The sequence below is a fragment of the Chryseobacterium phosphatilyticum genome (genome assembly GCF_002899825.2).
GTDB classification, from domain to species: domain Bacteria; phylum Bacteroidota; class Bacteroidia; order Flavobacteriales; family Weeksellaceae; genus Chryseobacterium; species Chryseobacterium phosphatilyticum.
Window position 1 is genome coordinate 755345 of record NZ_PPED02000001.1, and the last position, 13274, is coordinate 768618.

Consider the following 13274-nt stretch of genomic DNA (forward strand, 5'->3'; position numbering starts at 1 on the left):
TCTTATTTTGTATCTCTTACCAAAGTTATTAAAATTATTCATATTAAATTCATATTGAATTAACATTGAGTTAACATTAAAATATAAATTACTGATTTTCAGGTTTATAAATTTTAAAATAATTGAAAATTTAATATTGGAAGTTGATTTTTGACTTGAAATTCCTCAGTAGAAACAATTATTTGATAAAAAAAAAATCTGCCATAAGGCAGATTCTTGTTTACTATAATCTATTTGCTTGATTTTATTCCAGTTCTCTCTTCAAAAACTTCCCTGTCAAGCTCTTCTTCGACTTCACAATTTCTTCCGGAGTACCCTGAGCTACAATTTGTCCACCATATTTTCCTCCTTCAGGACCGACGTCGATGATATGATCTGCCAGTTTGATAACATCCATATTGTGTTCGATGATGATGAACGAGTTTCCTAGCTCTACTAATTGGTTGATGGCATCCATCAGAATTTTTACATCTTCAAAATGAAGTCCTGTTGTGGGTTCGTCAAGGATGTAAAGGGTGTTTCCTGTCTGTCTTTTGGATAATTCGGTGGCAAGCTTGATACGTTGAGCTTCTCCTCCGGAAAGGGTTGTTGATTGTTGTCCCAGCGTAATATATCCTAATCCGACATCCTGTAACGTTTTTACTTTAGCAAAAATCTTAGGAATTGGCTGGAAGAATTCTACCGATTCATCAATTGTCATATCCAATACATCGGAGATCGATTTTCCTTTGTAACGAACTTCGAGCGTCTCTCTGTTGAAACGTTTTCCGTTACAAGTTTCGCAGTGAACGTATACATCCGGCAGGAAATTCATTTCAATGACTTTCAATCCTCCTCCCTGACATGTTTCACATCTTCCACCTTTTACATTGAAAGAGAATCTTCCCGGTTTATAGCCACGAATTTTACTTTCCGGCAATTCTGCAAAAAGGTTTCTGATATCGGTAAACATTCCTGTATAAGTTGCAGGATTGGAACGTGGTGTTCTTCCAATCGGAGTCTGATCTACATCTACGATTTTGTCGATATTATCCAGTCCTTCAATTTTCTTGTATGGTAACGGCTCCTGAACCGCTCTGTAAAAATGTTTATTAAGGATCGGGTATAAAGTTCCGTTGATCAGGGAAGATTTTCCACTTCCTGAAATTCCGGTTACCACAACCAATTTTCCTAATGGAATATCCAGTGTTACATTTTTAAGATTATTTCCTGTAGCTCCTTTTAGTACAATATTCTTACCACTTCCGGTTCTCCTTTCTACAGGAATTTCAATCTTTCTTTTTCCGTTAATATATTGTGCGGTAATGGTATCTGCCTTCAATAAATCTTTTGGTTTTCCCTGCCACAATATTTCTCCACCGAACTTTCCGGCTTTCGGGCCAATGTCCAGCACCTCATCAGCTTCAAGAATCATGTCTTTATCATGTTCTACAACCAATACGGAGTTTCCGATATCTCTAAGATTTTTCAAAGAGTGAATCAGTCTTTCATTGTCTCTCTGGTGAAGTCCGATACTCGGTTCATCCAGAATATATAGAACATTGACCAACTGAGACCCGATCTGCGTGGCCAGGCGAATTCTCTGGGATTCTCCTCCTGAAAGGGTTTTTGAACTTCTGCTCAAACTTAAATAATCCAAACCTACATCTAATAAAAACTGAAGTCTGGTTTCGATTTCTTTTAAGATTTCGTGGGCAATAATTTTATTTTTCTCTGAAAATTTATCTTTTACATCCGCCAGCCATTCTTTTAAATCAGCTAAGCTTAAACCATTTACCTCAGCAATATTTTTACCATCAATTTTAAAACTTAAGCTTGAAGGCTGAAGGCGGGTTCCATTGCATTCCGGACAAACTTCTTCTGTAGTAAAGTGTCTTTCCAACAAAATAGCTTCGTAAGATTCTCTCTCATCTATAATTTCTTCCATGAAAGCAATCAAACCATCAAAACTGATTTTTATTTTCTTGGTAATACCGGCATACTTAAGATCTTTATTGAATTCTTTATGACAACCGTTATAGATATAATCCAACGCTTCTTCAGGAATATCCTTCAAAGGCGTTGTCATTCCAAGGCCAAAGATTTCCAGGATATTTTTAATCTGAGACAGAATCCATTTATTGGATTTGATATCTTCCAACGGTAATAATCCACCCTGGTTGATGGATAACTTCGGATTGTCTATAAAGTAATCAGTATTGATTTTTTTAATCATTCCTAACCCTTTACAGTTCGGGCAGCTTCCTTTTGGAGAGTTGAATGAAAATGTATTCGGCTCAGGCAATGCTAGGGAATGTCCGGTTTCAGCATCCATAAGATTTTTAGAAAAATATTCGATGTCGGTACTTCCCAGTTTTTGGATTCCGATAATCCCCTCTCCCATTTCCATTGCTGTTCGCAATGATTTTTCCATTCTGTTTTCTGAAGCATTTTCTCCGATAATCCAACGATCGATCACGATATCGATATCATGCGTTTTATAACGGTCAAGTTTCAAATCGTATTCGATATCCTGAAGCTCACCATCAATTCTTGCCTGTCCATATCCCTTTTTCGCCATCTGCACGAATAGTTCATGATAATGTCCTTTTCTTGATCGTACAACAGGAGCCAGAAGCATGATCTTTTCTCCTTTATAGTTTTCTTTGATGGTTTCAAGAATCTGGTCCTCAGTATAGCTTACCAATTTTTGCCCGGTTGTTAATGAATAGGCATCAGAAACTCTTGCATACAAAAGACGCAGGAAATCATATAACTCAGTAACTGTTCCTACAGTGGAACGGGGATTTTTATTGGTTGTTTTCTGCTCAATAGCAATAACAGGAGAAAGCCCTTCTATCTTATCTACATCAGGGCGCTCCAAACCACCCAAAAACTGACGTGCATAAGCAGAAAATGTCTCGATATACCGACGTTGGCCTTCTGCAAAAATAGTATCAAAGGCCAGTGAAGATTTTCCGCTTCCTGAAAGACCGGTAATTACGACCAGTTCATTGCGCGGAATTTTTACGTTAATATTTTTTAGATTGTGTTCACGTGCTCCGTAAACTTCTATATATTCTGTTGATTTGCTCATAATTTGGAGTGACTTTGCCTGAAAATCACAACGTGCAAAAATACGGAATTTTATGGAATTTTTTTAACTAAAAAAGCGTGAAAAGTTTGTTAAAAAATGAAAAACGGATTCAATCGCGTTGCAGTGAGGATGCCAGGGCTTTTCCTGTTTGGGTAGATAAAATATGTACTGATTACAACTTCAAGTCAAAAACTCATTTCATTCAGAATGGTTAATGTTATTAAAAAATGCCGCATTTCTACGGCATTTCATATATTATTTTAAAAACAAATGTTATTTCACAAATGTATTGTAAGCACTTAATACTGTTTCATAAGAAGAATCCATTTGTTGAATATTATTATCCGGAATTTTACCGGCTTCTTTAGAATCTCTGATCAGCTTTCTGTAGTTATCTACAAAGTTGGAAGCTGCTTTATTAAAGCCTTCAAACTGCGATTTTTTATAAGAGTACTGCTGGTCTTTCACATTGAAATCCATTTTGGAATTGGCTTCTACTAATTTGACAAATTCATCATATTTTTTCTGAGCTTCTGCCTCATTAAACTTACCTTCGTATTGTTTTCCTAAAAGATCAATCACTGAATCTAAAGAATTCATCACATTTTTGGATGAGATGATATATTCTTTCATCGGATGATCTTTTAAAATGATCTCTTCTGCGGCATCGGTTGCAGGTTTTATTTTTGCCATTACGCTTTCTCCTGCAGCGTATAAAACGTTAGCATCGGATTCAATTTCCTTTTTGATGGATTCTGCCTTGGCTCCTTTATCATCTTTATAATCTTCAGAGTTCATGTACGATTTAAGCTCTTCCAATTTTTTCTCAATATTCTCTTTTTTGGCTTTGTAGGTATTAAAATCTGCTTCAATGGCAGCTTTATCTTTTCCAAATCCGGACGGAACTTCTTTAATTTTACTCAGTGTATAGTCCATTGAGCTGATAATAACAGGCATAATCATGACGTTCCCTCCTTTTGATTTCACTACAGCTTCTTCTGTATATTTTAAGATTCGTTCAATATGTTTAGAGGTATTTTTATAGGAGTCCACAAAATTATTATTAAAATCAATAATTGAATTTGCTTCAGTTTCTCCTCCAAGATTTAAAACTGCACTGCTGATTTTCTCAGCCCCTTTTTTACAACTTATGACAGTAGCAGTCAAAGACACAGCCATTGCCAATACGATAATCTTTTTCATATTTTATTCGTTTTGGTTTTCATTACATATCCTGAAAATCAACATCTTCATTACTTATTTTTACTACATATTCAATCCCATCTATTGCTTTTGCAATAATCTGGTTTCTGATAATGTTCGACATATTTTCCCAATATGCTCTTCCATAAAAAGAATAATTCTGTGGAATGATCTCTACCTCTACGGTTCTTACGAAACCTTCTTTGGGTTTATTACTGATCATGGTTCCTCTTCGTACTCTTACTTCTCTCAATTCATCTTTCAGAATCATACGGCAATAGTTTTTAACATCTTCAAGAGAAATGATTTTATCTCTTGTTGTTAATGCATATTTATATGCCTGAATACTATCTGTCCCCTTTTGTTCTTCCGAACCTCCCAACGTTTCTGTAAGTAATACAACCGTCTGTGATTTCAGCTGATTGGAAAGTTCTGTTCCCGGGCGCATATGATTGGCCAATGTGCAATGGGTAACCCAAAAGGCTGCATAGGTATGATCTGTTTTTTCCACAGGCTCCATAATAACATAGTTCAGTTCCTGTCTGATATTTCTCTTGGCATTATTTACTTTCTGCACCATGGATTTCATCTTATCCGACATTTCGCTCAGGACCCCCTTTACATTATCTCTGTTTAAAAGGGAAAACGCTGCAATTTCATCTCTTGTTAGCTCCAGAACATTAGCAATCATATCTACTGCATTTCGGTTGGTGAAACGCTCCATACCCCCTTTTCTCACTGTGTATAAGCCTTTTTTCAAGTCGTCAGCAGGGGTGAAAGGAATCTCAGTGTACTTTCTTCCATCACCATCCTGAACCTCATCTACATAAAGGAAATGTTCTCCTTCATCGGTCACCAGAGGAATATTATTTCCCATAATATCAAGACTATACTCGGTCTTTTTCCAGCCTCTGTTGTAAATAGGGAAAGCATTTAATACGAACGAAAAATTATCCAGTATTTCCGCAGAAAACTGTGGTGGAAACTCGAAAGTAAGCCATAAATAAGGTTTATTGTCGAGATATTTTACAATCTCATCTTTCCCGGCAAGGAAATCAAGATTTTGAGGGAGTTGTCCCGGTTCTGAAAACAGACTCTGGGAAATTCCTGTCACTTCAATAAACTTATGACGATAAATACTTTTAATATCTTCAATTACTTTATTACGAATAGACTGTTCTTTGAACATTTGTTCATACCCGTCTGTATAAGAATCGGTAAGATAACTCAAACCTTCTCTTACAAATAAAGGATTGCCATTACTGGAAACGGTGATATAGGGTAACAGTTTATAGACGAAATCCAAATGCTCAAAAGCCGGATTGGAACAGAAAATACTTAAATATTTAGGAAAATTTTCACTGATATATTTACTTGTATCAATACCTATCGTAATTTTTCTGTAATCTTCGGGTCTTCCCTGAAATCTTGCAATAGGAATTTTATTGAATCTGTCATCAATACTGTAACAGGTATTTCCTACAAACATTACTGAGGTATGAACTTTATTAATTCTTACATTTCCTACCGGAGTAAAAGGAATATTCAACTGTTTATCAGATTCTGATTTTACAGTGGAAGTCATTTGTTTACGGAAGAAAAACTCTGTATGTTCCAGTAGAATTTCTGATGAATCGTAAGGCTGGGTGAAAGCAACCGCATGAGCCGGTATCGGATGAGTATAAATAGACGGTGTCAAAAGTTTAGCCAATTTTTCTAAAATGCGGGCATTGACAGTCTGTATTTCATTATTCGCTTTAAAAACTTCCGTACTGAATGCATCTATTAATAATTTTACAAAAGGATCTAATGACTGTGGACTTTTTAATCCCCAGACTTTAGTGGCATTCTGAAGCATTCTTGCTTTTACGGATTCTTTCGAATAAATATTTTGATCTAAATTCATGATTCTTAGTGGTTAAAAATATTAATCAATAGACATTGGACTTAGAAACAATTCTGTTGAAAAACTAAAACGTTCTCCTGTTTCCTCCATTTTTGCATTGATGGCAATTCTTACTTTCTTTTTAATTTCTGTGTGTTCTTTGGTATCGTAGCTGTGTTCTACAAATTGAATATGGGCATCAATCTGCGGATGTACAATCCGGGGTTCGTATTCCTGAATCTGTCTTCGGAGACTTTTTACGAAAACGTTTTCCCAGATAGCACTTGTTACTCCGTTGTCAAATTCCAGGTTCCAAACATCATTTCCATAGTTTTCATCATATCTGTTTTCTCCTTTTTTGGTAGTGATCAGCAGCATAATATTATGAGCAATACTTTCTCCCATATCGCAGGTATCGATACTTCCGCCTTCGGTCATTAAAGTAGACGGAACGAAGGGCATTCTGTAATTTGGTGTATCCATAGCTTTTTATTTTTTACTTCATGGTTGTGTTTACTTAAAAACGAAAGACCAAAATACACATTTTCACTAAATAATTGTCAAAATTCCTTAAAATATTATTCAAAATGAGAGCTTCCAAACTGAATTGAAAGCTCTCACTAGTATCTTTAACAGGCTATTCTTTACGCCCTACTGATCTGTCTTTTTTCTGTTAATAAAATAGTACACTGGTAATCCCAGCAGAACCATGATAAAGCCCGGCCATGTATACTGTTGTTTATAAATAAGAAGCAAAATACAAAATCCTGTTCCAATGACCAGATAAATAATCGGTGTTACCGGATAAAGCCACGTTTTATAAGGTCTTTCCAGGTCGGGTTGTTTGACCCTTAAATAAATAACTCCAAAAACAGTAATCATATAAAAGAGAACAATGACAAAGGAAATCATATCCAGTAAATTTCCATACTGCCCACTTAAACAAAGGATGGAAGCCCAAATTCCCTGCATCCATAATGCATTTTCGGGAACTTCATTTTTGTTATTTTTTACAGCTGAATTAAAAAACATTCCATCTTTAGCCATGGTTTGAAAAACTCTTGCTCCTGCTAAGATCAAGCCGTTATCGCATCCAAAAGTGGAAACCATAACCAATAAGGCTATAATAATGGTTCCGGCACTTCCAAAAATATTTTGTGAAGCTGCTACTGCTACCCTGTCTGTGGCAGCAAATGCAATTCCATCTCTGTCTAAAGCATTTAAATACACAAAGTTCACAGCAATATAGAGAATCATTACGGCAGAAGTCCCAAAAATCATTGATTTTACAACATTCCTCTTCGGATTATCTATTTCTCCTGAAACAAATGTCACACTTTCCCAGGCTACGGAGCTGAAAACAGAACCCACCATTGCTGCTGCAATACATCCAAGTAATGTCATTCCTCCAATAGGCTCCCAGCTTTCTTTGAGAAAATTTCCTTGTACATCTTTTTTAAGATTACTAAACGAGTCAAATCCAAAACTGAAATTCTCTGTCAAATGTGAGCCGTTTACCAATATGAAGCCCAGAGCAATTAGCCCCAACAAAGCGATAATTTTGGAAGCTGTAAATATATTCTGGAGAAATTTTCCACTTTCTACTCCCCTTGTATTGATGTAAGTAAGTAAAAGGATTACAGCAATCGCAAGGATTTGCATCCATGTAATTTTAAATTCTCCACTTTGGAAAATAGGTGCAGCATCATTAAGTGCAGGAATAAGATAGGCAGTGTATTTACCAAAAGCCATGGCTACCGCAGCTATTGTTCCGGTTTGTATCACAGTAAATAGCCCCCATCCGTACAGGAAACCCATCCTTTTCCCAAAAATTTCTTTCAGATAAGTGTATTGTCCTCCCGCTTTAGGAAACAAAGCTGATAGTTCTCCGTAGCTGATAGCCGCAGCTACTGTCATTACCCCTGTAATAATCCATACTACAATGAGCCAGAATCCGGAGCCTAAATTACGCATCATATCAGCGCTTACAATAAAAATTCCGCTTCCGATCATGGAACCCATTACGAGCATAATGGCATCCCATAGTTTCAGTTTTTTTTGCATAGTCAAGTATAGGCGTCAAATATAAACAAATCTGTCTTTCATTTTGAATTTTGTTTATAATTTACCAAAACACCTGTTTTTTATCATTTATTATTATGTTATGATTCGGTTTTAATTAGTATTTTTGGAAAAATTATTAAAAATGAAATTCAAAGCTATACTATTCGCAGCAGCAGTAAGTTTTTCTACTTTGGCTTTTGCACAGGAAGTTGGGCCACCGGCAGGTAAGGCATTGGTAGGTGATACTTATGGAAGTGAGGTTTCTTCCTCGGTTGAATCTAAGGCAATCACTGTAGATAAACTGAACAAGCAACTTAAGAAAGACAACAAAAAGGTTGAAAATATTGCCATTAAAGGAAAGGTAACTGATGTTTGTGACAAAAAAGGATGTTGGCTTACCATTCAGACAGAGGACAATTCAAAGTTTTTTGTTAAGATGAAAGATTATGCTTTCTTTGTTCCTACAGCATTAAAAGGTAAAAATGTAGTGTTGGAAGGAAATGCAGAAAGAAAAGTAACTTCTGTAAATGAGCAAAAACACTACGCTGAGGATGCAAAAAAGCCTCAATCTGAAATTGATGCTATTACACAACCTAAAGAAGAAATCAGATTTGTTGCTAACGGAATTAAAGTAGTCAATTAATTGATTTACAAATCATATAAAAAACGTTCTCAAAATATATTTTGAGAACGTTTTTTATATGCAAGTATCTGATTATTCTATTTGCTTAGCTGCTTTTCTCAACCATTGGCAGATAAAATAAATACACAGAAAATTTTAATCTTCAATTTTAAAATCTACGATGGAGTCCAGTTTAGGATATTTTGTGGCGGAAACAAATTTCTTTCCGGTACAGTCTATTTCCAGCCACCCTTTCCTCTTCCTTACCTCACCGGCTTCCATTACAAAAGGAATAAAAGAGATTTCATCCTTCCCTTCTTCTTTCATTTCTCTGTATTGTACTGCGATGTCTAAGATGCATTCATGTTCGGTATTGAGTTTTACATTTCTGTAGATTATATCATAATGAGTTTCCTTATTTTCCGGAATTTCAAGATAGGTTTCCCAACCTTTGGTATCAGAATTAAGATCAGACATGGCTTCTAATGCATAGTAAAGAGCAACCGTATAATACTTTCTTGTCCCATTTCTTGTATAGTCATCAACAAAATGTCCTCCTTCAAATAAGATGGTAGGCATTCCTTCTTTGATAAAATTATCTCCGGTAGAAGTTGGATAAAACTCGTCTGAATATCTTCCGATCTGATGAGGGATCATTTCTTTCAGGTGATTATATACATTTCCAATGACTGCCATACATTTTTTTCTGTTTTCTGTTACTGTACGTTGTACATTTTCTGAAGGAGCCAAAAAGGAAAGTGTAGCAGGATGAATACCATCGGTGGTGAATATTGTTCTTTGCTCATGCAAATTTAATGCATAGTCATATTTTTTTGAAGCCACTGCTTTTTTAAGAAATTTAATCTCTTTACTAGCCTCATTGTGAAAATCTCTGTTAAGATCAATATCAGCAGCATTCAATCTTGTCCATCTTTCAGAACCATCAGGATTTAGCATAAAAATGAAATCAAGCTTGATTTTACTGAATAGATTTTCTTTCAATGCAGGAGCTTTATCGAGACTTACCAAAAGATCAAGCATCGCATGTGTAGCATTGGATTCGTTCCCATGCATCTGAGACCATGCGAGCACCTGAATATTTCCGGTTCCGATACTTAACTGATAAATGGGCTTATCTAAATAAGATGTTCCTATCTGTTGAATATAATCGCTGAGATTGGTCTGTAAGTAATAAAATAATTTTTCAGGCGAAATATAGCGATTTGAGAAATTAGGGTTTTGGATATAGATCTGTTCAAAATTCATTTTAGGAATAGTTTACAAAAATCAAATTTAACGATTTTCAGGGATAAATAAGAGATTAACATCGGTAAACAGATGTAAAATCAAGCAATTTACAAATGTTCCTATATTAAGATGTGTTTACATTGGTTAAATCTGATTTCATTTTTGATTGTGAAAAGACATTAACATTTGTAATATGATTAAACAGTTACGGTTGACAAATTGTCTGTGGATAAAAATGTGGATTGCGAATAATTCAATTCAATGTATTTAAATAACTTATATTCAATAAGTTATGTTATTTAATTAAATAAGTTTTATAAGAATACTTGAAGTATAAAAACCCCTATTTTAGAGCAATTTAGGATAAAAAAATTAAACATTTAAATTATGGAAAACGATGTACATTAATATCATATACAAGTGTAAAATCGGAAAAAACGGATATTTAGAACAGAAATTTATCTGGTCTTATGCTTTCTCATGCACTTTTAGTCTTTTATCTACTCAGCTTCTTGAAGAGGAGTAAATTGACTCTCTATTAAGGTATTTAGTAGTTTACATTAGTAATAATCAATGTCATTATACAGATGTAAATAGGTTTAATCAGTTGTTTATCAGTTAATTTTTGTTCTTCTTAGTTTATATTCACCTGAGAATTTAAATAGATATATATTAACATTGTAAACGTGAATTTTTGAACATTTATTCATCAAATTAGAGGTTTAACAGGTCCTGATTTCCATTTCTAATTAACTTTTTGCAATAATTATTAGTCAGACTTGCTGATTAGAATTTATCCGAAAACTAACTTCTATTTCATGTATTTTACTTTGATACAAATGTAACTGAATTATAATTCATTAGTTTTAAGCAAATTACAATTTATTTACAAATGTATATGACTAAATGATTTAATAATTTACATTTGTAGTTTGTTTTTGTAAATTTATTGGATTACATTTGTAAAATAATTGAAAGTCATTTTTATGAGCCTAAACGAAAGAATTTCCAAAGTGATAGAGTATTCTCATCTTACTCCTTCTGAATTTGCAGATGAGATTGATGTACAACGTTCATCAATTTCTCATATTACTTCGGGAAGGAACAAACCGTCTCTGGAGTTTATCATAAAAATAAAATCCCGTTTTCCGGAACTTCTTTGGGACTGGCTGGTTACCGGTGAAGGAGAAATGCTAAAAACAGACTTACCTGAAATAAGTGAGGCTTCTCCTGCGGAAGAGGAAGAGAAAGTCAAAACGACTCCTCTACCCGATCTTTTCACGATGATGAATACCGATGATGACTTCGGAGCTGAAGAGAGCGAAATTGAACCTCTAACAGTAAGTTCTGGAGAATCGCTTATATCGGCCCAAGATAAAGCTTCGGAAAAAATAGTCGATTCTCAGCGATTAGAAAATTCAAGTGAACAATTACTAGGTCAAATGTTTGGTAATGAGGGAAGTAAGATCAAACGTATTGTTTTGTTCTACGAAAACGGAAAATTTGAAAGTTTTGAGCCATAAAAAAACCCGACCAAAGAAAATGGTCAGGTTAAAAAATATTTGAAGAAGAAAACTAAAGCTATTTGCTTTACTTTATTTTTACAATTCTTAGTGTTATATTTTTATGATAAGCAGCCGGTTTTCAGCTAAAGCTATTAACATCTAAAAATTTTGGATTGTATAATGAGTATATGATTATTACTTTTCCGGGACGATGATTATTCCGTCAGAGGAAAGATAGAAAATAATCAATGAGAATATTTTTCATGCATTAGTTTTTTATGATTGAATCAAATATAATAATATTAAATTAAATTAGCAACAAAAATTAGTTTATTTTAATAAATAATTAACCTTTATGTGATTTAGGCGTATTATTGTTAATTGTATTCGAAGCATAGAATCTTTGTAAATGAATCTTCATTAAATTAGTACATAGGATTAATCCTATAAAAAAACCCGCATATGCTGCGGGTCTGTATTTACTTTATGGCAATGTTTTTATTGCTTTTTTCTTCTTTCCAGTTCATTTTTGATCAATCCAAGCTCTCTTCCGGTTTGTCCGGCTACAGATGTATTTTCTCTGGCTCTTCTCGTTAGATATGGAACAACATCCTTAACGGGACCATATGGAAGATATTTAGCCACATTATACCCCTTATCAGACAAATAGAAAGTAATATTATCACTCATCCCGTAAAGCTGTCCGAAATAAACGTGTGGATTACCATTTTCCATAGATTTAGCTTTCATCTTATCCATAATCAACTCTGAAGAGATTTCATTATGGGTTCCAAAGAAGGCAGATACTTTATCTAAATGATTCATGACAAAATCAATTCCTGCATTATAATTTTTATCCGATGCTTCTTTGGTTGGCTGAATAGGGTCTGGATATCCTTTTTCTGCTGCTCTGGCTCTTTCTTTTTCCATATAAGCACCACGAACAATCTTATAGCCAATGAAATAGTTTTTTTCGACGGCTCTTTTCAGGTTCTCTTCCATATACTCCAGCCTTCCGGTTCTGTACATCTGGATGGTATTCCAAACGATAGGTTTTTCCTGATTATATTTCTCCATCATCTCTTCACACAGATGATCGGCGGCATCCTGCATCCAGGTTTCTTCAGCATCAACCATTACTTTTTTATCATTTTCATGACAAAGAGCACACACCTCGTCAAATCGTCTTACTACTCTCTCCCATTCTTCTTTCTGACTTGTTGTAAGTTCTGCTCCTTTTCCAACTGCTTCATAGATATCAATTCTACCAAAAGCTGTAGGTTTAAACACAATAAAAGGAATTGCCGGATTTCCTACTGAGAACCTTACAATATCCTTGATTTCTTTACAAACCGCATCGAAAGTTTCTTCATCTTCCTTACCCTCGATAGAATAATCGAAGATACTTCCAACTCCTCTTTTGAATAATTGTTTGACAACTTTCATACTTTCTTCACGGGTTTCTCCTCCGCAGAACTGCTCAAATAAAGTGTTTTTCACAATTCCTGTAACAAAGGGAAAATTGTTGTGTACAGTAAAATTAAGGACAGAAGTTCCAAGGCTGGTAAGAGCAGGCTGTTCAATCATTTTAAACATCCAGTACGCCTTTCTTAATTGTGCATCAGACTTATCTGCAAATGCAACTTTAGTATCGTTAAAAATGGGCATTCC

9 protein-coding genes are annotated in these 13274 nt (G+C 34.7%); 2 read left to right on the forward strand and 7 right to left on the reverse strand.

Going from position 1 to position 13274, the window contains the following annotated elements; genetic code table 11:
- Positions 1-244: 244 nt before the first annotated feature.
- The 5 genes from uvrA to C1631_RS03435 form a co-directional block, all read right to left on the reverse strand.
- Positions 245-3076 carry an excinuclease ABC subunit UvrA gene (gene uvrA, locus C1631_RS03415; protein WP_109710478.1) on the reverse strand — a complete coding sequence of 944 codons (2832 nt, stop codon included), beginning with the start codon at positions 3074-3076 and terminating at the stop codon, positions 245-247.
- Positions 3077-3349: 273 nt separating this feature from the next.
- Positions 3350-4279 carry a DUF3829 domain-containing protein gene (locus tag C1631_RS03420; RefSeq protein ID WP_109710480.1) on the reverse strand — a complete coding sequence of 310 codons (930 nt, stop codon included), beginning with the start codon at positions 4277-4279 and terminating at the stop codon, positions 3350-3352.
- Positions 4280-4301: 22 nt separating this feature from the next.
- Entirely contained in the window at positions 4302-6185 is a 1884-nt protein-coding gene (locus C1631_RS03425; RefSeq protein ID WP_109710482.1) for a type VI secretion system baseplate subunit TssF, read from the reverse strand.
- Positions 6186-6206: 21 nt separating this feature from the next.
- A complete protein-coding gene (locus C1631_RS03430) occupies positions 6207-6647 on the reverse strand; it encodes a GPW/gp25 family protein (RefSeq protein ID WP_103292286.1) in 441 nt (146 codons plus the stop codon).
- Positions 6648-6815: 168 nt separating this feature from the next.
- Positions 6816-8228 carry an APC family permease gene (locus C1631_RS03435; protein WP_103248901.1) on the reverse strand — a complete coding sequence of 471 codons (1413 nt, stop codon included), beginning with the start codon at positions 8226-8228 and terminating at the stop codon, positions 6816-6818.
- Positions 8229-8370: 142 nt separating this feature from the next.
- Here C1631_RS03435 and C1631_RS03440 point away from each other — a divergent pair, with 142 nt between their 5' ends.
- Positions 8371-8871 (forward strand): DUF4920 domain-containing protein, encoded by a 501-nt coding sequence (locus C1631_RS03440; protein WP_109710484.1) that lies wholly within the window; start codon positions 8371-8373, stop codon positions 8869-8871.
- A 135-nt stretch (positions 8872-9006) separates the two neighbouring features.
- Here the strand turns inward: C1631_RS03440 and C1631_RS03445 are convergent, their stop codons facing one another.
- Complete coding sequence (locus tag C1631_RS03445) at positions 9007-10116, reverse strand: M14 family zinc carboxypeptidase (protein WP_109710486.1); 1110 nt, start codon at positions 10114-10116, stop codon at positions 9007-9009.
- A 968-nt stretch (positions 10117-11084) separates the two neighbouring features.
- On the opposite strand from C1631_RS03445, the gene C1631_RS03450 reads away from it, so the two are divergent.
- The gene (locus tag C1631_RS03450) at positions 11085-11621 is read left to right on the forward strand and encodes a helix-turn-helix transcriptional regulator (protein ID WP_109710487.1); all 537 of its coding nucleotides are present in this window, start codon (positions 11085-11087) and stop codon (positions 11619-11621) included.
- 480 nt (positions 11622-12101) lie between these two features.
- Here C1631_RS03450 and C1631_RS03455 read toward each other — a convergent pair whose 3' ends face one another.
- On the reverse strand, positions 12102-13271 hold the full coding sequence (locus tag C1631_RS03455; protein ID WP_103249955.1) for a proline dehydrogenase family protein: 1170 nt from the start codon (positions 13269-13271) through the stop codon (positions 12102-12104).
- Positions 13272-13274: the final 3 nt, after the last annotated feature.

Coding starts and splice junctions, on each gene's coding strand:
- C1631_RS03420 (WP_109710480.1), bottom strand. CDS start 4,279: ATGAAAAAGATTATCGTATTGGCAATGGCTGTGTCTTTGACTGCTACT.
- C1631_RS03440 (WP_109710484.1), top strand. CDS start 8,371: ATGAAATTCAAAGCTATACTATTCGCAGCAGCAGTAAGTTTTTCTACT.
- C1631_RS03430 (WP_103292286.1), bottom strand. CDS start 6,647: ATGGATACACCAAATTACAGAATGCCCTTCGTTCCGTCTACTTTAATG.
- C1631_RS03425 (WP_109710482.1), bottom strand. CDS start 6,185: ATGAATTTAGATCAAAATATTTATTCGAAAGAATCCGTAAAAGCAAGA.
- C1631_RS03455 (WP_103249955.1), bottom strand. CDS start 13,271: ATGCCCATTTTTAACGATACTAAAGTTGCATTTGCAGATAAGTCTGAT.
- C1631_RS03435 (WP_103248901.1), bottom strand. CDS start 8,228: ATGCAAAAAAAACTGAAACTATGGGATGCCATTATGCTCGTAATGGGT.
- uvrA (WP_109710478.1), bottom strand. CDS start 3,076: ATGAGCAAATCAACAGAATATATAGAAGTTTACGGAGCACGTGAACAC.
- C1631_RS03445 (WP_109710486.1), bottom strand. CDS start 10,116: ATGAATTTTGAACAGATCTATATCCAAAACCCTAATTTCTCAAATCGC.
- C1631_RS03450 (WP_109710487.1), top strand. CDS start 11,085: ATGAGCCTAAACGAAAGAATTTCCAAAGTGATAGAGTATTCTCATCTT.